Here is a 19852-nt window from a genome sequence, read left to right as displayed (position 1 = left end):
CGCCGCTCCCGAGGGACGAGCGGAGCGGCGCGCGCCACGGGCCCGGCGGCAGCCCACTCCCTGTAGAGAGGATCCACAATGTCGTGGAGAGCCCGCCTCGCGGCGGCCCTCGTCACCCTGCCCCTGCTGACGGTCGTGCCCACCGCGCACGCCGCCAGCCCCATCGACATGACCAGCGGTTTCTACGTCAACCCCAACTCCTCGCCCGCGGTGTGGGCGCGGAACAACCCCGGTGACGCGCGGGCGGCGCGCGTCCAGTCGTCGATCGGCTCCAAGCCCATCGCCCGCTGGTTCGGCAACGAGAGCGGGATCGGGGGGCTGGTCGCGAGCTACGTGGGCGCGGCCGACGCCAACGACAAGCTCCCGGTGCTGGTGGCCTACAACATCCCCGGCCGGGACGCCTGCGGTGGGCACTCGGGTGGAGGCGCGGGGAGCGTGTCGGCCTACCGGACGTGGATCTCCAGCTTCGCGGCGGGCGTCGGGACCAAACCCGCCGTCGTCGTCATCGAGCCGGACTCGTTGGGGGACTTCTCCTGCATGAGTTCCGCGGCGATCCAGGACCGGCTGGGAATGCTCACGTACGCGACCCAGATGTTCCAGCAGAAGGCCCCCAACGCCTACGTGTACCTCGACGGCGGCAACGCGGGCTGGGTCGCCCCGGCGACCATGGCGAGCAGGCTGCTGTCGGCGGGCGTGCGCAACGTCCGCGGGTTCTCGGTCAACGTGTCGAACTACTACACCACCGGCGCGTCGACCGGCTACGGCAACCAGGTCGTCTCGTCGCTGGGCTACGCCGCAAAGTTCGTCGTGGACACCAGCCGCAACGGCAACGGCTCCAACGGGGTGTGGTGCAACCCGGCGGGGCGCAAGCTCGGCGTGACCGCGCAGGTCGGCGGCGGCGCGGAGATGCTGCTGTGGATCAAGACGCCCGGCAACTCGGACGGTCTGTGCGGCATCGCGCCGACCACCCCGGCCGGGCAGTTCGACCCCGCGATCGCCATCCGGCTGATCGACGGCACGTGATCGGCACGGGTCGGGGTGCCCGCGGGCACCCCGACCCGGTCTGGAGGGACGAGTGGTGCGGTGGTTCGCGGTGAGCACGCTGGGGATGCCGGGAACACCGATCGGGCGGGCCGCCGGGCTCGCCGCCGACCACGGCTGCGCGGGGCTGGAGATCCGGACGCACCCGGACGAGCAGGTCCACACAGGACTTTCCCGGCGCGAGGTGAGTGAGGTGCGCGCGGCGGTCGCCGACCACGGCCTGGAGATCGCCTGCCTCGCCGGGTACGCGCGGGTCTGCGCCCCCGGACCGGACGGGCCCGTCGTCGCCGAGCTGAGGGCCCTGGTCGACCTGGCCCACCGGCTCGGCGCGCCGTCGGTCCGGGTGTTCCCCGGCGGTGACGTGGAGTCGCGCGACCGGATCGGCGAGGTGCTCGACGACCTCCGCTCGTCCGGAGTGCGGCTGCTGGTGGAGACGCACGACTCGCACCCCACGGGCGAGGAGGCGGTGCGGCTCGTGCGGCCGTTCGGCGCACCGGAGCTGGTCTCGGTGCTGTGGGACGCGCTGCACCCGTGGCGGCACGGCGAGGCGCCCGCGCGGACGCGGGAGGTGCTGGGGGAGTACCTGGCCTACTTCCAGGTGAAGGACGCCGTCGGCGCCACGCCGGTCGTACCCGGTCTGGGCGCGGTCCCGCTGGCCGAGTGCGGCGAGGTGCTGCGCGGGTGGTCGGGCTGGGTGTCGTTGGAGTGGGAGAAGGCCTGGTACCCGGACATCCCGCCAGTCGACGCGCCGCTGCGGGCGGCCGCGAAGTGGTTCGCGGAGTACCGCACCGGCTAGCGGACAAGTGTTGTACGGTAATTTGGAAAGCGCTTTCCACAGGAGGACGAATGGCCACGCGGACCCTGGGCGTCGTGATGAACGGCGTGACCGGAAGGATGGGATACCGGCAGCACCTGGTGCGCTCGGTGCTCGCGATCGGGGAGCAGGGGGGTGTCGAGCTGTCCGACGGCTCACGGGTCCGGCTGGAGCCGCTGCTGGTCGGCCGCGACGCCGCGAAGCTCGAGGAGATGGCGCGGCGGCACGGCCTGACCCGCTGGACGACCGACCTCGACGCGGCGCTGGGCGACGACTCGTGCCCGCTGTACTTCGACGCGCAGCTCACCGCCGTGCGCGAGAAGTCCATCCTGAAGGCCGTCGACGCCGGTCGGCACGTCTACACCGAGAAGCCCGTCGCGGAGTCCGTGGAGGGCGCGCTGACGCTGGCCCGTCGCGCCGCCGAGGCGGGCGTGAAGAACGGCGTGGTGCACGACAAGCTGTACCTGCCCGGCCTGCTCAAGCTCAAGCGCCTGGTGGACAGCGGGTTCTTCGGCCGGGTGCTCAGCGTGCGCGGCGAGTTCGGCTACTGGGTGTTCGAGGGCGACTGGCAGCCCGCGCAGCGGCCGAGCTGGAACTACCGCGCCGAGGACGGCGGCGGCATCACCGTGGACATGTTCTGCCACTGGAACTACGTGCTGGAGAACCTGTTCGGCGCGGTGACCTCGGTGATCGCCAAGACCGCCACCCACATCCCGACCAGGGTCGACGAGGCGGGCGAGTCCTACGACGCCACGGCCGACGACGCCGCGTACGCCATCTTCGAGCTGGAGGGCGGTGTGGTCGCGCAGCTCAACTCCTCGTGGTGCGTCCGCGTGCACCGCGACGAGCTGGTGGAGTTCCAGGTCGACGGCACCCGCGGCAGCGCCGTGGCGGGTCTGCGCAAGTGCGTCGTGCAGCCCCGCGAGGCCACGCCGCGCCCGGTGTGGAACCCGGACCTGGAGGAGACCCGTTCCTACCGCGCGCAGTGGCAGGAGGTCCCCGACAACACCGACTTCGACAACGGTTTCAAGACCCAGTGGGAGCAGTTCGTCCTGCACGTCGTCGAGGACGCCCCGCACCCCTACGACTTCCTCGCGGGCGTCCGCGGCATCCGGCTCGCCCAGGCGGGTCTGGAGTCGTCCCGCACGAACCGGCGGGTCGAGCTGTGATCACCCTGCCCGCCGCCGACGGCACCTTCTACGACCACGTGCCGCGCGACCCCGTGACGTGGGCCAAGCCGTCCGGGCCGCCGACCTCGCGGGTCGCGTTCGCCGCCGCCCACGTCGTCGCGGACCCGTTGGGGGACAACAGCCCCGGAGCCCCCGCCGTCGTCGACTGGGACAGCACGCTCGCGTTCCGCAGGCACCTCTGGTCCTACGGCCTCGGCGTGGCCGAGGCGATGGACACCGCCCAGCGCGGCATGGGCCTGGACTGGGCCACCACTCGTGAGCTCGTCCGCCGCAGCGCCGCCGAGGCCGCACACCTCGGCACCCGCATCGCCGCGGGCGCGGGCACCGACCACACCGACGCCACGACGCTCGACGACGTGGTGCGCGCCTACACCGAGCAGCTGGACGTGGTGCAGGACGCGGGTGCCCAGGCCATCGTCATGGCCAGCAGGGACCTCGCCCGGCTGGCCACCACCCCGGCCGACTACCGGCACGTCTACGACCGGATCCTGCCCCGCACCGACGCCCCGGTGATCCTGCACTGGCTGGGCCCCGTGTTCGACCCGGCCCTCACGGGCTACTGGGGCTCGACCGACGTCGACGAGGCCACGACCGCGTTCCTGGACCTCGTCCACCACCACGCCGACCGCGTCGACGGCGTCAAGGTCTCGCTGCTGGACGCCGACCACGAGAAGTCCTTGCGCGCCGACCTCCCGACCGGTGTCCGCCTCTACACCGGTGACGACTTCGCCTACCCCGACCTCGTCAAGGGCGACGGCGCCCACCACAGCGACGCCCTGCTCGGCATCTTCGCCGCCATCGCCCCCGCGGCCTCGGCGGCTCTGCAGGCCCTCGACCGCGGGGACGAGGCGGCTTACGACGCCGCCTTCGCGCCCACGCTCCCGTTGGCCCGCCACGTCTTCGGGCCGCCGACCTACTACTACAAGACCGGCATCGCCTTCGTGTCCTGGCTCTCCGGCCTCCAGCCCGGCTTCTCCATGGTCGCCGGCCTGCAGAGCGCCCGCGCCCTGCCCCACCTCGTCAAGACCTACGTCCTCGCCGACGCCGCGGGCCTCCTGCCGGACCCGGACCTGGCCGCCCACCGCGTCTCGACCCTGCTGGACGTGTACGGAGTCGCCCGGTGAACACGCTGTCGCTCAACCAGAAGACCATCAACGGCAGCACCCTCGCCGAAGCCGTCTCGGCCTGCGTCCGCGCGGGCATCACCTCCATCGGCGTCTGGCGCGAACCCCTGCACGACCACGGCGTGCAGGCGGGTGCGGCCCTCATCGCCGACGCGGGCCTGCACGTCTCCTCGCTGTGCCGCGGCGGGTTCTTCACCGCCCCCGACCGCACGGCCGTGCTGGTCGAGAACCGCCGGGCCATCGAGGAGACCGCCGCCCTCGGTGCCGACTGCCTCGTCCTGGTCGTGGGCGGCCTGCCCCCTGGCAGCCGCGACCTCCCCGCCGCGCGCGCGAGGGTCGCCGACGTCCTGGCGGACCTGGTGCCGTGCGCCGCGGACCACGGGGTCCGCCTCGCACTCGAACCCATGAACCCGCTCTACTGCGCCGACCGCGGCGTCCTGTCCACCCTCTCCCAGGCGCTCGACCTCGCCGAGGAGCACGACCCGGCCGCGGTCGGCGTCGTGGTCGACACCTTCCACGTCTGGTGGGACCCCGACCTGGAGACCCAGATCGCCAGGGCCGCCGACCGCATCGCCTCGTTCCAGGTCTGCGACTGGATCACCCCGCTGCCCGCCGACGCGCTGCTGGCCCGCGGCGTGATGGGCGACGGCCACATCGACTTCCACCACATCGCGGACCTCGTCGCCAAGGCCGGGTACACCGGCGCCGTCGAGGTCGAGATCTTCAACGCCGACCTGTGGCGGGAGGACCCCGACACCGTGCTGGCGACGGTCGTGCGCCGGTTCGCCGAGCACGTGCTGCTGTGAGGCCGGTCGGTTCCTACGACTCGTCGGGCAGACCGCCGACCCACTCGACCACGGTGCGCGCGAAGAGCTCGGGGTCGGCGTCGTGCATCGCGTGCGGCATGCCGGGGAACGACAGGTAGGTGAAGGGCTGCCCCGCCGCCTCGACGAGGGCGCGGACGCGTCCGGCCTGGAGGTCGGAGATCGCGCCGAGCAGGTGGCCGGTCTCGTCATCGACCTGGCGGAAGTGGTGGGTGAACAGCACCGGCACCTTGACGGCCGACAGCATGGTCGCGTGGTCGCAGCCGACGGTGACCGTGCCGGAGACGAACGCGCGGGCCCACTCCGGGTCGTACTCGCGGAGGTTCTGCGGCGGCTTGGCGAGGTCGGCGTCCTCGCCGTCGCCGAACATCGTGGCGATCGCTCGCAGCAGGACCGGGGGGAGCTCCGCGGGCATCGCCCGCGAGGCGCCCGCCCAGTCGCCGATCGACCACTGGTCGCCCAACCACTTGTGCAGCAGGGCGAAGAACGGGCCCATGCCCTGCCGGATGGACTGGCCGTGGGCGGGGTCGACCTGCGACGAGAACAGCGGCGGGTCCTCGTAGACGGCCGCGCGGACCTGTCCGGGTTTCGCGTAGGCCGACAGCCAGGCGGACAGCACACCGCCCGACGACAGTCCGCTCACGTACGTCGGGCGCCCGATGACGAGGTCGATGAAGCGCACGAGGTCGTTGCCGAGGGTGTCGAGGGTGTACCGGCCGGGCGTCCACGTCGAGCGGCCCTGGCCGCGCAGGTCCACGGCGTGGACCTGGAAGTGCTCGGCCAGCAGCGGGATCGCCTGTTCGTAGCCCCACCAGGACTCGGTCTGGCCGGGGATGAGGAGCAGGGCGGGCAGGCTCGCGTCACCCACCACGACGTGGTTCATCCGGATCTCGCCGAGGTCGGCGGTCCGCTCGGTGAACGCGTGCGGGACGAAGGTGTCGGCCCTGTCCTCGGCTTCGAGGATTCCCATTGTCGTCCCTTTCCGGAGGCGGACGGGTGTCGCGGCACCGGAGTCTGGCGCGCGCGGTCGAGGGCGTCCCACCGGGATTTCATCCATCGAAACGGTCAGGGCTCGGTCCGGTCCGCGCGCCGTCGCGCTGGAGGGCGCGCGACGCGGCCCGCGCGACGGCGACGACGGCGGGCGCCAGGGCGGCGGCGCGCACCGACGCCGTCGGTGCCACCACCGACAGCGCGGCGACCACCGCCCGCCTGCTGTCGTGGATCGGCGCCGCGACCGACGACATGGCCTCCGGTCTGCGCAGGGACGCCACCGCGACACCGTCCCGCCGCACCCGCGCGAGCGTCCGGCGGAGCTCGTCGGCGGTGAGGTCCTGCGGTTCGTCGGGCAGGGACAGCTCCCCGTCCAGCACGGCCTCCTGGAGGTCCGCGGGCGCGTGCGCGAGCAGGACCAGGCCGACACCGGTGGCGTGCAACGGGATCCGGCCGCCGACCCGGTACAGCACGGTGCCCGCCCGGTGCGCGGACAGCCGTTCGACGAGGACGGCCTCCCGGTCCTCGCGGACCGCGAGCAGCACGTGCTGCCCGGTCGCGTGGTGGAGGTCCTCCATGAACGGGAGGACCGCCTCCCGCAGCCCGTGCCCGCGCGGGGACAGGGACGCGACCTCCAGCAGCCGCAGGCCGATCACGAAGTCGCCGTCGTCGGTGCGTTCGAGCGCGCCCCACTCCGCCAGCCGCCGGGCCAGCCTCAGCGTCGTCGCCTTCGGCAGTCCGGCCCGCTCGCTCAGCCTGCCCAGCGACAGCGCGTCGCCCTTCTCCCGGAACGCGGCCAGCAGGCGCAGCGCCCGGTCCACGACCGGTTCGCCGCGAGCGGGCTTCCGGCCGCGCGGGGCGGGCGGATCCTCGGGCATGCGCACCACCTGTTCCTCGAACCTGGGACCAGGATGCCGGTTCATTGGGTGGAACGCGGCTGTGGGCCCGCCGTCCGCCCGACCAGACTCGCCGCCATGACGACCTCCCGCACGACCGACGCGCTGGTGGAGACCGACGTCGTCGTCGTGGGAGGTGGTCCGGTCGGCCTGACCCTGGCCCACGAGCTCGGCAGCCGCGGTGTGGACGTCGTCCTGGTCGAGCCGCGACTCGAACCCGACACCTCGACCCCCAGGTGCAAGCAGGTCAACCCGCGCTCGATGGAGCACTTCCGCAGGCTCGGCGTGGCCGACGCGGTCCGCGCCGCCTCCGGGCTGCCGTTCGGCTGGTCGGACTCGGTCGTGTTCTGCACCGGTCTGGCCGGGCGCCGGATCGAGGTCTTCGACGGTGTGTTCGCCCTGTCCGACGTCCCGAGCTCGGAGTTCCCCGAACCGGCCCAGTGGACGGCCCAGTACAGCCTCGAGACCGCGTTGCGGACCGCGCTGTCGACCCGTCCGACCGTCCGCGCGAGGTTCGGCTCCCGCCTGCGTTCCGCGGAGCAGGACGGCACCTCGGTCGTGGCGACGATCGAGGAGCCGGACGGCACCACCTCGCGGATCCGCGGGAGGTACCTGGCCGCGGCGGACGGGGCGGGCAGCACCGTCCGCCGCGCCCTGGGCATCGGCCTGGCCGGCCGCAGCCACGAGATCACGAACCTCCAGGTCGTCTTCGACGCGCCCGGCCTGGGGGACCGGCACGGGCTGGGGCGCGCGGTGCAGTACTGGGTGCTCGGCGCGACGGCGAGCGGACTGCTGGGACGGCTGGACACCCGTGACGCCTGGTGGGCGATCCTCCTGGACGCACCCGACGACGCGGACTGGACCGAACGGGCGCTGCGCGCGGTGGTCGGCGACGACGTCCCGCTGCGGATCCGCGGGCAGGACACGTGGACGGCCCGGATGCTGGTGGCCGACCGGTACCGGGAGGGGCGCTGCTTCCTGCTCGGCGACGCCGCCCACCTCAACCCGCCGTGGGGCGGGTTCGGGGCCAACACCGGCATCGGGGACGCCGTGGACCTGGGCTGGAAGCTGGCGGCCGACATCGCCGGGTGGGGCGGCGGGGCGATCCTCGACTCCTACGAGGCCGACCGCAGGCCCGTCGCCGTCGCGGCGATCGCGGAGGCCGAGCGCAACATGGCCGTGCTGACGCCGCAGCTCGGCAGGCCCGACCTCGACGGGGACGGGGCCGCGGGGGACGCCGCCCGTGCCGCGGTCGCGGAGGAGATCCGCGCGGCGAAGACGTCGGAGACCTACACGCTGGGCTTCGTCCTCGGCACCGGCAGCCCCGGCTCGCCGCTCGTCGTGCCGGACGACGGCCCCGCGCCCGTGTCGGAGACGTCGGTCTACCGGCCGTCGGCGCTGCCGGGGATGCGGCTGCCGCACCTCTGGCTCGCGCCCGGAGTCTCGCTCTACGACCGGCTGGGGCCGGGGTTCACGTTGCTGGAGGTGGGAGCGCCCCCGGTGCCGGGCTCCTGGCGTTCGGCGGCCGAGGAGCGCGGGATGCCGCTGACCACGACCCGGCTCGCCAGGCCCGACGCGCGGGCCCTGTTCGGCGCCCGCTACCTCCTCGTCCGCCCCGACCACCTCGTGGCGTGGCGGGGCGACGAGCCGGTCGCCGATCCGGGGCGGTTGCTCGACCACGTCCGCGGCGTGGACGTCCGGCGCGCGGCGCGTGCCGAGGACCGCTGATGTCGGCTTCTCACAGCCCGGCTTCGGCCGCGTACCTCAGCAACATGTCCGTGGTCCCCTGGATGTGCGCCGCCAACGCCGCCACCAACCCGTCGGCGTCCCGCGCGATCGCCAGCTCCAGCAGCCGCGCGTGCTCGGCGGGCACGTCCCTCTTCGTGTCGTGCGTCAACGACGTGGACCAGATCCGGTACAGCTCCGCCGCGTCCCTCAACCCGGTGGCGAGCCCCTGCAACCGCGGGCTCCCGCACCCGGCCACCAGCGCGTGGTGGAACGCCCGGTGCGCGTCGATCCACCCCTCGTTGACCTCCCCCTCGCCCGCCATCAGCGAGGTGCCCGCCAACGTGTGGTGCGCCGCCACCAGCGCCGTCTCCCAGGCCAGGTCGCCGTGCTCCACCGACCGCCGCGCCGCCAGCGTCTCCAGGTCGATCCGCGTGTTCGTCAGGTCCGTCAGGTCCTCCGGGCTCAACGCCATCACGCTGAAGCCCCGCTGCGGATGGGCCACCACGAGCCCTTGTTCCGCCAGCCTGCTCAACGCCTCCCGCACGACCGACAGGCTCACCTCGTAGCGGGCTCCGAGCATCGCCAGCTTGAGCTTCGACCCCGGCGCGAGCCGTCCGCCCAGGACGTCGGCACGCAGCCGGTCGAACACAGCGTTGCTCCGGGTGCCAGTTTCGGGGGCCATGGCTCGGGACGATAACACAGAGTGTCGAAATTCCGGTGGGCAACATCGAGACGGAAGAAATTTCGAAATAATGTTGCATTGACGACGATCCGGTGCCAACCTCGGAGTCACCACCCACACCGAGGAGAGCGCATGCGCATCGGCAACCTCGACAGCAGGCTCGTCCTGGTCACCGACCGCGGGGCCGTGGACGTCGCCACCGCCAGCGGGGGCGAGTTCGGCCCGGACCCGCAGGAGGTCTACGTCCGCTGGGAGGCGTTCGTCGACTGGGCGGCGGCCCTCGACCTCGACTCCGCCGCGGCGGTGCCGTTCGACCCCGAGCGGCTCGGTGCCCCGGTCCCGCGCCCCGGCCAGCTGTTCGCGATCGGCATGAACTACCGCGACCACGCCGCCGAGGCCGGGTTCGACCTCCCGGAGTCACCGCCGGTCTTCACCAAGTTCCGCGGTTCGATCACCGGTCCGAGCGGTCGGGTCGTGCTGCCGGGGGAGACCGTGGACTGGGAGGTCGAACTGGTCGTCGTCATCGGCCGCACCGCCAGCCGGGTCAGCGCGGAGGACGCCTGGAGCCACGTCGCCGGGATCACCGCCGGGCAGGACCTGTCCGAGCGGACGACGCAGCTCGCCGGCCCGGCCCCGCAGTTCAGCCTCGGCAAGTCCTTCCCCGGTTTCACGCCGATGGGCCCCTGGCTGGTCACCCTGGACGAGCTGGTCGTGGCGGGCCTGGACCGGGACGCCCTGGACCTGGGGTGCTCGGTCAACGGCGAGTCCGTCCAGAAGGGCAACACCGCCGACCTCGTGTTCTCCGTGCCCGAGCTGATCGCCAGGCTGTCCGCCGTGCTGCCGCTGGAGCCCGGTGACGTGATCTTCACCGGGACTCCCGCCGGCGTCGGCGCGGCACGGGACCCCCGCTGGTTCCTCAAGCCGGGGGACCGGCTCGTCAGCACGATCGCCGGCATCGGTGAGCTCGACCAGCAGTTCGTCGCCGCGTCGAAGGAGATGTGACATGCCCCTGCACCGCCTGACCTCCATCACCATGGGCGTCCCGAACGTGGCCGAGACCGCCGCGTACTACGCCGAGTTCGGCCTCCAGCCCACGACCGGGGGCACCACCTTCTCCACCGTGGACGGTGGCGAGCAGCTGCGCGTGGCGGACTCGGCCCGGCGGCGCCTGCTGGAGCTCGGGGTCGGTGCCGACGACCCGGACGACCTCGACCGGGTCGCGACCGACCTCGAACGCCTCGGTTTCCCGGTCACCCGCACCGCCATGTCGGTCTCGACCCTGGATCCGGGCACCGGCACCAGGGTCGAGGTGGCCATCGCCTCCCGGCTGGTCCAGCCCGAGGTCCCGGCGCCGCGGTACAACGGTCCGGGCCGCCACGACCGGGTCGGTGCCCGCGCCGACGGCGTGCTGCGCACCGACCGGGTCCGGCCGCGCAAGCTCGGCCACGTCGTGCTCGGCTCCACCGACGTCGAGACCAGCCAGCGCCTGTTCACCGAGGGCCTCGGCTTCAAGGTCAGCGACACGGTGCGCGGGCTCGCGGCGTTCCTGCGCTGCTCGACCGACCACCACAACGTCCTGGTGCAGCAGGCTCCTTTGCAGTTCCTGCACCACACCTCGTGGCAGGTCGACGACGTCGACGAGGTCGGCCGCGGCGCCAGCTCGATGCTCGCCGCCGACCCCGGCCGCCACGTCTGGGGGCTGGGCCGCCACCACGTCGGGTCCAACTTCTTCTGGTACCTGCGCGACCCGGCGGGCAACTTCTCCGAGTACTACTCGGACCTCGACTGCATCGTCGACGACGCGCTCTGGAAGCCGGGCGTCTGGGAGGGCGTGCACGGCCTCTACAACTGGGGCCCGCCTCCGCCGCCGTCGTTCCTGGCTCCCGAGGACCTCGCCGCGCTGATGACCGGCGCCCACAGTGACTGACGTCGAGTGCGACGTGGCGGTCGTCGGCGCGGGCCCGGTGGGCCTCGCGCTGGCGTCCCTGCTGGGCCGCCGCGGCCACCGGGTCGTCGTGCTGGAGCGCAGGCCCCGGCCGTACCCGCTGCCGCGCGCGGTGCACTTCGACGACGAGACCGCGCGGGTCCTGGCCGAGGCGGGCGTCGGCGAGGCCGTCCGCGCCCACGGCGAGCCCGCCTCCGTGTACGAGTGGCGCAACGCCGACGGGCGGTGCCTGCTCAGGTTCGACTGGTCCGGCACCGGGCCGTCGGGCTGGCCGACCGCCACGATGTTCCACCAGCCCGACCTGGAACGGGCGTTGCTCGCCGCGGCCGGAGCCCACGAGTCGGTGACCGTGCTGACCGGCCACACCGTGACCGACCTCGACGCGGGCGAGGACGGGGTCATCCTGCTCGTCGACGCACCGGACGGGCCGACCCGCGTGCGGGCCGCCTGGGTGGTCGGGTGCGACGGCGCCAACAGCCTGGTCCGCGACCGCATGGGCACCCCGGTCACCGACCTCGGCTACTTCTACGACTGGCTGGTCGTCGACGTGGTCCCGCACGTGCACCGCCCGTGGGACCCGACGAACGTCCAGGTCTGCGACCCGGCGCGACCGACCACCGCGGTCTCCGGCGGCCCCGGCAGGCGCCGCTGGGAGTTCATGCGGCTGCCCGGCGAGTCCGCCGCCGAACTGGGCGACGAGGCCACCGCGTGGCGGCTGCTCGCACCCTGGGACGTCACGCCGGAGACGGCCGTCCTGGAGCGGCACGCCGTCTACACGTTCCAGGCCCGGCTGGCCGACCGGTGGCGGGAGGGCAGGCTGCTGATCGCGGGGGACGCCGCCCACCTCATGCCGCCGTTCGCGGGGCAGGGCATGTGCTCGGGCATCCGCGACGCCGCCAACCTGGCGTGGAAGCTCGACCTCGTGCTCGGCGGGGTGGTCGACCCCGCCCTGCTGGACACCTACCAGGTCGAGCGGCGGGCCCACGTCCAGCACGCGATCGCCATGTCGGTGGAGCTGGGGAAGGTCATCTGCGTGGCAGACGCCGAGGCGGCGGCGCAGCGCGACGCCTTCATGCTGGCCCACGACGCCGACCCGGCGCGGGTCCTGCCGCCGATCCCGCCCTCCACGCTGACCGGTGGTGTCGTGGGCCGGGACGCGGCGGGCGCGGGCGTGCTGAGCCCCCAGCCGCTGCTGACGCTCGACGGGCGCACCGGGCCGCTCGACGACCTGGTCGGGCAGGCCGTCGTGGTCGCCGCCACGGTCGACCCGCGGGAGGTGCTGTCCGACGACCAGGCGGCTCGGCTGGAAGCGCTCGGCGCGGTGCTGCTGTACGTGGCCGACGGGGTGCTGGTGCCGCCCGGTCACGTCGGCGTCGTCATCCGGCCCGACCACTACGCGTTCGGCGCGGCGGAGACGCGGGTCGCCCTCGTGGAAGTCGTCGCCGACCTGCTCGCCCGGCTGCCGCGGCCGGTCGCGCTGGAGACCCGGTGAGCGCGGGACCGGTCTGGCGGCCGGACCCCGACCCCGACGCGTCGATCATCCGGTTCACCTGCCGGGCGGAGGCCGTGACCGGCCGGTCGATGGCGGACTACCGCGAGCTGTGGAAGTGGTCGGTCGAGGACCTCGAAGGCTTCTGGGGCGAGGTCTGGGAGTACTTCGACGTCCGGTCGGACAACGGGTTCGACCGGGTGCTGGACGACGAGCCGATGCCCGGCGCCCGCTGGTTCCCCGGCGCCCGGCTCAACTACGCCGAGCACGTCCTGCGCGGCGGCGGCGACGGGCCCGCCCTGATCGCGGTCACCGAGGACGGCACGACCACGTCGGTGGACTGGCCGGAGCTGCGCTCCAGGGTGGCCGCGTTCGCCGGATGGCTGCGCGGGCAGGGCGTCGGTCCCGGCGACCGGGTGGTCGGCTACCTGCCCAACGCGGCACCGGCCGTGGTCGCGTTCCTCGCCACCGCGAGCCTCGGCGCGGTCTGGTCGGTGTGCGGGCAGGACTACGGCGCGGACGGTGCCGCGGCGCGGTTCGGCCAGCTCGCACCGACCGTGCTCGTGGCGGCCGACGGGTACCGGTTCAACGGCCGCGTCCACGACCGGCGGGCCGCCGCGGCCCGGCTGCGCGACCTGCTGCCGACCCTTCGGGCGACGGTGCTGGTCGACCACGTGGGCACGTCCGGCGACCCGACGATGGTGCCCTGGGCGGAGGCCGTCGCCACCCCGGCGCCGCCGGCGTTCGAGCGGGTGGACTTCGACGCGCCGCTGTGGGTGCTGTTCTCCTCCGGCACCACCGGGGCGCCGAAGGGGATCGTGCACGGCCACGGCGGCGTCCTGCTGGAGCACCTCAAGCTCATGGGGCTGCACAACGACCTCCGCCCCGGCGAGCGGTTCTTCTGGTACACGACGACGAACTGGATGATGTGGAACCTCGTCGTCTCCGGGCTGCTGGTCGACGCCACCGTCGTCCTCTACGACGGCAGCCCGGTGTTCCCCGGCCCGGACCGGCTCTGGCGGCTCGCGGAGGAGCACCGCGTCTCGGTGCTCGGCGTGAGCCCCGGCTACCTGCTGGCGTGCGCCAAGGCCGGCGTCGAACCGTCGGCGCTCGACCTCGGCGCGCTGCGGGTGGTGGGGAGCACCGGCGCGCCGCTGCCCGTGTCCTGCTACTCCTGGGTCTCCGAGCACGTCGGCCCGTCGGTGCAGCTCGTCTCCACCAGCGGTGGCACCGACGTGGTCAGCGGCTTCGCCGGCAGTGCCCCGACCACACCGGTGTGGCCGGGGGAGATCTCCGCGCCGATGCTGGGCGTCGCGCTGGAGGCCTGGGACGCCGACGGGAAGCCGGTGGTGGACGAGGTGGGCGAGCTCGTCGTCACCAGGCCGATGCCGTCGATGCCGGTGGCGTTCTGGGACGACCCGGACGGCACCCGGTACCGGGAGGCGTACTTCGCGACCTACCCCGGCGTGTGGCGGCACGGCGACTGGATGACCGTGACCGGGCGCGGTGGCGTCGTCATCAGCGGGCGGTCGGACTCCACGCTCAACCGGCACGGCGTCCGGCTCGGCAGCGCGGACGTGTACGCCGTGGTGGAGAAGCTGCCCGGCATCCGCGAGGCGCTGGTGATCGGAGCGGAGCTGGCCGACGGCGGGTACTGGATGCCGCTGTTCGTCGTGCTGGAGGACGGCGTCGTGCTCGACGGGCCGTTGCGGGACCGGATCACCGCCGCCATCCGCGCCGAGGCGTCGCCGCGGCACGTGCCCGACGACGTGATCGCGGTGCCGGGCATCCCGCACACCCGCACCGGCAAGAAGCTCGAAGTGCCGGTCAAGCGCCTGCTTCAGGGCGTGCCGGTCGAGCGGGCGCTCGACCGCGGCGCCGTGGACGACCCCGCGCTGCTCGACTTCTACGCCCGGCTCGCCCGGAACCCGGCGTCCGGCGCCGCGGAGTCCTGACCCGCCCGGAGCACGACCACCGCGCGGGCCCCGATGCCGAGGCCCGTGACCACGGGACCGACGCGGTCCCGCCATCCACGAAGGAGCAAGGGAACACCCATGTCCGCACTGCTTTTGGGCGCCACCGGGAACATCGGGCCCCACGTCGTGTCGTCGTTGCTGGAGGGCGGGACGGAGGTCCGGGTGCTGGCCCGCGACGCCGACCGCGCGCGGTCGGTGCTGCCGGACGCGGTCGAGGTCGTCGGGTGGGACCCGCTCGACGAGAAGGGCCTGCTCGCCGCCGCCGAAGGGGTGGAGTCGCTTCTCCTGCTCTCCCCGCACGGACTGGACATGGCCGACACGCAGCAGAGGGTCCTGCGGACCCTGCGGGGCGCGCCGCTGCGCGTCGTGAAGCTGTCCGCGACGAGCACGTCGGTCGTGCCGGACGGACCGCTCGTCGGACGGCAGCACTGGGAGGTCGAGCAGGTCCTGCGCGCCGGGGGACAGCCGTTCGTCGTGCTGCGCCCCAACGGGTTCGGCCAGGTGATCGTGAACCAGGCGGTCGCGGGCGCGTTGCGCACCACCGGTGTGCTGCCGAACCCGCTCGGCACCGCGGCGATCAGCCTGGTGGACGCGCGGGACGTCGGCGCGGTGGCCGCGCGGGCGCTCACGAGCGACGCGTGGGACGGGAGGACGCTGGTGCTGACCGGTCCTCGGGCCGTCACCTACCAGGAGCTGGCCGACCTGGTATCGGCCGGGACCGGCACGCCGGTGACCGTCGTGGACGTCGGCCTCGACGCGGTCCGGGACTCGTTGGTGGGGCGCGGTCTGCCGGAGTGGGAGGTCCGGCACGTCGGCGAGATGTACGAGCTGTTCCGCGGCGGTGCGTCGGCGTTCGTGACGGACGACATCCGGCAGGTTCTCGGGGTGGAGCCTCGGGGTGTCGAGGTGTGCGTCGCGGAGGCCGTGACGGCGGGCGCGTTCACCCACGGGTCCATGGTGAGCTGATCCGGGGCGGCTTGCTAAGTGGCGGGGGCCGCCGTATTGTTCGGCAACAAGCGGCGGACCCCGCCGTTTGTTGCCGAACCCCCCGAGGAGCAGCATGTCCACCGATTCCGCGCCCGTCCTGGTCACCGGTGCCACCGGCAGGCAGGGCGGTGCCACGGCCCGCGCCCTGATCGCGGCGGGGATCCCCGTCCGGGCCCTCGTGCGCGACCCGGCCTCCGACCGGGCCGAGGCGGTCCGGGCGCTGGGCGCCGAGCTGGTCGTGGGCGACCTGGGCGACCGCGACTCCGTGGCGCTGGCGGCCAAGGGCGCCCGCGCGGTCTTCTCCGTGCAGATGCCCCCCTTCACCGGGGAGGGCTTCGACTTCGACGGCGAGGTCGCCCAGGGCACCAACCTCGTCGAGGGCGCGAAGGCCGCCGGTGTGCCGCAGTTCGTGCACACCTCGGTGACCGGTGCGGGCCGGCACCGCGAAGGTCCTCAGTGGACGGAGAGTCGCTGGTCCTCGATGACGCGGTCGATGGACGCCAAGGCCGCGGTCCAGGACCGGGTCCGCGAGGCCGGGTTCGAGCACTGGACGATCCTGAAGCCGGGCTTCTTCATGGAGAACTTCCTGCCCTCCATGGGTTTCCTGTTCCCGCGCGGGGTCGAGGGAGGGCTGGTCAGCGTGCTGAAGCCGGGCACCCGGCTGTCGCTGGCCGCGGTCGAGGACATCGGCAGGGCGGCGGCCGCGGCCATCGCCGACCCCGTGCGGTTCGACGGCGTCGAGCTGGAGTTCGCCAGCGACCACCTGTCGATGGCGGAGATCGCCGAGGTCCTCTCCCGCGTGCTGGGCACGCCGCTGGCGGCGCCCGACATGACCGAGGAGCAGGCGCTCGCCGCCGGGATGCCCCCGATGGGCGCGTCGCACGAGCGGTTGAACACCACCGGACAGCCCGCGAGGCCCGAGTACGGCAGGGAGCTGGGCATCCCGCTCACCGGTTTCGAGACGTGGGCGCGGGAGAACTGGCGGGCCGACGCCTGAGGTTCACCTCCCCTTCGCGCCGCGGTCGAGCCAGGTGCGCAGCGCCCACCACGTGTGCACCGTGGTGAGCACGTGGGAGCGGTGGGGGTGCGCGACGCCGTTGAGGTCGACGTCGGTGAGCTCCGCCAACCGGTCGAGGCGGTAGCGCACGGTGTTGGGGTGGATGTGCAGCACGGCGGCCGCGGTACCGATCCGGCGGCCGTGGTCGAGGTAGCACAACGCGGTCGTGACGAGCTCGTGGTGGAAGCCGCTCTTCGGGTCGAGCGGCCGCAGGAGGTCGTCGGTCAGGGTGGCAGCCAGGGCGGGGTGGGCGGCCAGCGCCGTCTCGGCCGCCAGGTCGGTGAGCGGGTGGGTGCCGCGGGCCCGGCGGGCCGAGGCGACGGCCAGGGCCTGCACGCACAGGGGGTACATCCCGCGCAGCGACGTCAACGGCGCGGCGGGGGACGTGACGAGCAGCGGCGCGTCGTCGTCCGGACCGCACGGCGGGTGCGGGCCGACACCCGTGAGCCGCCCCTCGACCAGTCCGTACACGCCGCCGGAGCGCTGCCACCGCTGCTCGAGCGACCTGGCGCGGCTCGGATCGGTGACGTCGGAGACCACGCAGTGGTAGCGGCTTTCCGGTCGCAGCCCCACCCGGCCCAGCTCGGCCGCGTCGGGGAAAGCGCCGTCCGGCACCAGGAGTCCGCGCAGCACCTGGGTGTTGAGGTCGCGGGCCGTGCGGGACAGTTGAAGCTCGGCGGTGTGGTAGCTGCTGATGATGTGCCGCTCGACCGCGGCGACGTAGGAGTCCACGTCCACGATGAAGTCGAGGATCGTGGAGTCGTCCACCCCCGTCGCGCGGGCGAACTCCACCCCGGCGCGGATCACCTCCGCGCGGCCCGCGTGCACCCCGCGCAGCAGACCGGCGATCGAGACGCCCTGCGCCGCGCGGTCGGCGCCCAGCGCCTCGGCGGCGGAGAAGTCGCCGTCGCCGCCCCGCAGGTGGGCGGCCCCGGCGGTGAGCAGGGTGGCGATGTGCCTGCGGTTCTCCGCCTCCGGCAGGCGGGCGACCTCGGGGGAGTTCTCGCGTGCGGCCCCGACCACCCTGGTCACGACTTGGTCGTCGGCGGCCATCGCGGCCATCACCCGCAGCGCGACCGCGGTCATCCGGTGGTCCCGCACAGCACCTCCGACGCATCGTTGTGGCTGGTGCACAACGAGATCGACGGCGTTTGGTGACGCGACCCTATCCGCCGCCCATCCCACCCTGGTTACGTGGGTTGACCCGACAGTAACCAGGAAGCCGCCGCCGCCGACAAGCCGTTCCACCCGTTCCCCTGAAGGGCTCAACGATGAGTTCACCTGGCAGCAGGAACATCAGCCGACGACACCTCCTCGCGGCCGGAGGCGCCCTCGCCGCGTCCACGACCATGGGCACCCTGGGACTCGGGCAGGCGTCCGCGGCACCCAGGGTCGACGCCGACGTGATCGTCGTCGGATCGGGGCTGGCCGGGCTCGTCGCGACCTCGGAGCTGGCCGCCGCGGGCCGCAAGGTCCTGCTGCTGGACCAGGAACCCGAGGCGAGCCTGGGCGGTCAGGCCTTCTGGTCGTTGGGCGGGCTGTTCTTCGTCGACTCCGCCGAACAGCGGCTGGCGGGCATCAAGGACTCGCTCGACCTGGCCCGCGGCGACTGGTTCAACACCGCGGGCTTCGACCGCGGCGTCGACACCCCGCTGGGCGAGGACTACTGGGCGGCCAAGTGGGCCGAGAAGTACCTGGAGTTCGCCGCGGGGGAGAAGCGGTCGTGGCTGTCGGGCCTCGGCGTGAGCTGGGTGCCGATCGTCGGCTGGGCCGAACGAGGCGGGCAGCACGCCGACGGGCCGGGCAACTCCGTGCCCCGCTTCCACCTGACGCTGGGCACCGGACCCGGTGTCGTGGAGCCGTTCGAGAAGCTCGTGCGCGCCGCGGCGGCACGGGGAACGGTGACCTTCCGCTTCCGCCACCAGGTGGACGGGCTCATCACCACCAACGGCGCCGTGACGGGGGTGCGCGGCAGCGTGCTGCAGCCCAGCAGCGCCGCCCGTGGCACACCCAGCTCCCGCACCAAGGTCGGCGACTTCGAGCTGTACGCCCCGATGGTCGTCGTCACCTCGGGCGGCATCGGCGGCAACCAGGACCTCGTCCGCCGCAACTGGCCCGCCCGCCTGGGCACCCCGCCCGCGCGCATGGTCACCGGTGTGCCCGCGCACGTCGACGGCCGGATGCTGGCGATCAGCGAGCTGGCGGGAGCGCGACTGGTCAACCGCGACCGGATGTGGCACTACACCGAGGGGCTGACCAACCACACCCCCATCTGGTCCGGCCACGGGATCCGCGTGCTCGCCGCGCCGTCGTCGATGTGGTTCGACGCCGAGGGCCGCCGCCTGGCCAACCCCGGTGTCCCCAGCTACGACACGCTCGGCACGTTGGAGCTGATCCAGCGCTCGGGCCACGGGTACTCGTGGTTCGTGCTGAACAAGAAGATCATCGACAAGGAGTTCGTGCTCTCCGGCTCTGAGCAGAACCCCGAGCTCACCAGGAAGGACCTCCTCGGCTACCTGGCGAGCCGCCTGCTCAACAGCACCCCGCCGCCGGTGAAGGCGTTCATGGACAGGGGAGAGGACTTCGTCGTCGCCAACTCGCTGGCAGACCTCGTCGCGGGCATGAACCGGATCGCGGGCGGCAACCTCGTCGACCTCGACGCCCTGCGCAGGCAGATCACCTTGCGCGACCAGCAGGTCGACAACCCCTTCACCAAGGACACCCAGATCATGGGCATCCGCAACTCCCTGGCCTACAGCGGCGACCAGCTCGCCCGCACGGCCCCGCTGCACAAGATCCTGGACTCGTCGGCCGGTCCGCTCGTCGCCATCCGGATGAACATCCTCACCCGCAAGACCCTCGGCGGCCTGCAGACCGACCTGTCCGGCCGCGTCCTCGGCTCCACCGGCCAACCGATCCCCGGTCTCTACGCCGCGGGCGAGGTCGCGGGCTTCGGCGGTGGTGGCGTGCACGGCTACCGCGCGCTGGAAGGGACCTTCCTCGGCGGCTGCCTGTTCACCGGCAGGCAGACCGGACGCGCCGCCGCGGCGGAAAGCGCCTGACGCTTCCGTGTCGGTGTGGCCGGATCTCGGCCACACCGACACAGGTG

17 protein-coding genes are annotated in these 19852 nt (G+C 73.3%); 13 read left to right on the top strand and 4 right to left on the bottom strand.

Annotated elements, in window-relative coordinates:
• Nucleotides 1–78 precede the first annotated feature (78 nt).
• The 5 genes from CLV43_RS07275 to CLV43_RS07255 are packed head-to-tail and all read left to right on the top strand — an operon-like array spanning nt 79 to nt 4975.
• A complete protein-coding gene (locus CLV43_RS07275; protein WP_106186283.1) occupies nt 79–1023 on the top strand; it encodes a glycoside hydrolase family 6 protein in 945 nt (314 codons plus the stop codon).
• A gap of 55 nt (nt 1024–1078) precedes the next feature.
• Nucleotides 1079–1837 carry a sugar phosphate isomerase/epimerase family protein gene (locus CLV43_RS07270; RefSeq protein ID WP_106186800.1) on the top strand — a complete coding sequence of 253 codons (759 nt, stop codon included), beginning with the start codon at nt 1079–1081 and terminating at the stop codon, nt 1835–1837.
• 50 nt (nt 1838–1887) lie between these two features.
• Entirely contained in the window at nt 1888–3024 is a 1137-nt protein-coding gene (locus CLV43_RS07265; RefSeq protein ID WP_106186282.1) for a Gfo/Idh/MocA family protein, read from the top strand.
• Nucleotides 3021–4169 (top strand): dihydrodipicolinate synthase family protein, encoded by a 1149-nt coding sequence (locus CLV43_RS07260; RefSeq protein ID WP_106186281.1) that lies wholly within the window; start codon nt 3021–3023, stop codon nt 4167–4169. Before CLV43_RS07265 ends, CLV43_RS07260 begins: the two co-directional genes overlap by 4 nt.
• A complete protein-coding gene (locus CLV43_RS07255; RefSeq protein ID WP_106186280.1) occupies nt 4166–4975 on the top strand; it encodes a sugar phosphate isomerase/epimerase family protein in 810 nt (269 codons plus the stop codon). Before CLV43_RS07260 ends, CLV43_RS07255 begins: the two co-directional genes overlap by 4 nt.
• A 13-nt stretch (nt 4976–4988) precedes the next feature.
• Here CLV43_RS07255 and CLV43_RS07250 read toward each other — a convergent pair whose 3' ends face one another.
• On the bottom strand, nt 4989–5963 hold the full coding sequence (locus tag CLV43_RS07250) for an alpha/beta fold hydrolase (protein ID WP_106186279.1): 975 nt from the start codon (nt 5961–5963) through the stop codon (nt 4989–4991).
• Between the two features lie 79 nt (nt 5964–6042).
• On the bottom strand, nt 6043–6861 hold the full coding sequence (locus CLV43_RS07245; RefSeq protein WP_106186799.1) for an IclR family transcriptional regulator: 819 nt from the start codon (nt 6859–6861) through the stop codon (nt 6043–6045).
• A 96-nt stretch (nt 6862–6957) separates the two neighbouring features.
• Between CLV43_RS07245 and CLV43_RS07240 the strand changes: the two genes are divergently transcribed.
• On the top strand, nt 6958–8607 hold the full coding sequence (locus CLV43_RS07240) for an FAD-dependent oxidoreductase (RefSeq protein ID WP_106186278.1): 1650 nt from the start codon (nt 6958–6960) through the stop codon (nt 8605–8607).
• 10 nt (nt 8608–8617) lie between these two features.
• Here CLV43_RS07240 and CLV43_RS07235 read toward each other — a convergent pair whose 3' ends face one another.
• Nucleotides 8618–9289 (bottom strand): GntR family transcriptional regulator, encoded by a 672-nt coding sequence (locus CLV43_RS07235; RefSeq protein WP_106186277.1) that lies wholly within the window; start codon nt 9287–9289, stop codon nt 8618–8620.
• A gap of 132 nt (nt 9290–9421) precedes the next feature.
• Between CLV43_RS07235 and CLV43_RS07230 the strand changes: the two genes are divergently transcribed.
• From CLV43_RS07230 to CLV43_RS07205, 6 genes are all read left to right on the top strand, one after another.
• Nucleotides 9422–10291 carry a fumarylacetoacetate hydrolase family protein gene (locus CLV43_RS07230; protein ID WP_106186276.1) on the top strand — a complete coding sequence of 290 codons (870 nt, stop codon included), beginning with the start codon at nt 9422–9424 and terminating at the stop codon, nt 10289–10291.
• Between the two features lies 1 nt (nt 10292).
• Entirely contained in the window at nt 10293–11216 is a 924-nt protein-coding gene (locus tag CLV43_RS07225; RefSeq protein WP_106186275.1) for a VOC family protein, read from the top strand.
• Nucleotides 11209–12726, top strand: coding sequence for a bifunctional 3-(3-hydroxy-phenyl)propionate/3-hydroxycinnamic acid hydroxylase MhpA (mhpA, locus tag CLV43_RS07220; RefSeq protein ID WP_106186274.1), 1518 nt, complete (start codon nt 11209–11211; stop codon nt 12724–12726). Before CLV43_RS07225 ends, mhpA begins: the two co-directional genes overlap by 8 nt.
• Nucleotides 12723–14678 (top strand): acetoacetate--CoA ligase, encoded by a 1956-nt coding sequence (locus tag CLV43_RS07215; protein WP_106186273.1) that lies wholly within the window; start codon nt 12723–12725, stop codon nt 14676–14678. The genes mhpA and CLV43_RS07215 overlap by 4 nt, the downstream gene beginning before the upstream one ends.
• 99 nt (nt 14679–14777) lie before the next feature.
• Complete coding sequence (locus CLV43_RS07210) at nt 14778–15665, top strand: NmrA family NAD(P)-binding protein (RefSeq protein WP_170155728.1); 888 nt, start codon at nt 14778–14780, stop codon at nt 15663–15665.
• Between the two features lie 94 nt (nt 15666–15759).
• A complete protein-coding gene (locus tag CLV43_RS07205) occupies nt 15760–16683 on the top strand; it encodes an NmrA/HSCARG family protein (protein ID WP_106186271.1) in 924 nt (307 codons plus the stop codon).
• Between the two features lie 3 nt (nt 16684–16686).
• Here CLV43_RS07205 and CLV43_RS07200 read toward each other — a convergent pair whose 3' ends face one another.
• Complete coding sequence (locus tag CLV43_RS07200) at nt 16687–17829, bottom strand: PucR family transcriptional regulator (protein WP_106186798.1); 1143 nt, start codon at nt 17827–17829, stop codon at nt 16687–16689.
• Nucleotides 17830–18092: 263 nt separating this feature from the next.
• Between CLV43_RS07200 and CLV43_RS07195 the strand changes: the two genes are divergently transcribed.
• Complete coding sequence (locus CLV43_RS07195) at nt 18093–19805, top strand: FAD-binding dehydrogenase (protein WP_211304303.1); 1713 nt, start codon at nt 18093–18095, stop codon at nt 19803–19805.
• Nucleotides 19806–19852 lie beyond the last annotated feature (47 nt).

Source organism: Umezawaea tangerina (assembly GCF_003002815.1).
GTDB lineage: Bacteria > Actinomycetota > Actinomycetes > Mycobacteriales > Pseudonocardiaceae > Umezawaea > Umezawaea tangerina.
Note: the sequence above shows the minus strand (reverse complement) of the source record. Positions and strands in the feature narration are given on the sequence as shown.

Coding starts and splice junctions, on each gene's coding strand:
- CLV43_RS07195 (WP_211304303.1), top strand. CDS start 18,093: ATGGGCACCCTGGGACTCGGGCAGGCGTCCGCGGCACCCAGGGTCGAC.
- CLV43_RS07225 (WP_106186275.1), top strand. CDS start 10,293: ATGCCCCTGCACCGCCTGACCTCCATCACCATGGGCGTCCCGAACGTG.
- CLV43_RS07265 (WP_106186282.1), top strand. CDS start 1,888: ATGGCCACGCGGACCCTGGGCGTCGTGATGAACGGCGTGACCGGAAGG.
- CLV43_RS07275 (WP_106186283.1), top strand. CDS start 79: ATGTCGTGGAGAGCCCGCCTCGCGGCGGCCCTCGTCACCCTGCCCCTG.
- CLV43_RS07210 (WP_170155728.1), top strand. CDS start 14,778: ATGTCCGCACTGCTTTTGGGCGCCACCGGGAACATCGGGCCCCACGTC.
- CLV43_RS07250 (WP_106186279.1), bottom strand. CDS start 5,963: ATGGGAATCCTCGAAGCCGAGGACAGGGCCGACACCTTCGTCCCGCAC.
- CLV43_RS07200 (WP_106186798.1), bottom strand. CDS start 17,829: ATGACCGCGGTCGCGCTGCGGGTGATGGCCGCGATGGCCGCCGACGAC.
- CLV43_RS07245 (WP_106186799.1), bottom strand. CDS start 6,861: ATGCCCGAGGATCCGCCCGCCCCGCGCGGCCGGAAGCCCGCTCGCGGC.
- CLV43_RS07230 (WP_106186276.1), top strand. CDS start 9,422: ATGCGCATCGGCAACCTCGACAGCAGGCTCGTCCTGGTCACCGACCGC.
- CLV43_RS07235 (WP_106186277.1), bottom strand. CDS start 9,289: ATGGCCCCCGAAACTGGCACCCGGAGCAACGCTGTGTTCGACCGGCTG.
- CLV43_RS07240 (WP_106186278.1), top strand. CDS start 6,958: ATGACGACCTCCCGCACGACCGACGCGCTGGTGGAGACCGACGTCGTC.
- CLV43_RS07205 (WP_106186271.1), top strand. CDS start 15,760: ATGTCCACCGATTCCGCGCCCGTCCTGGTCACCGGTGCCACCGGCAGG.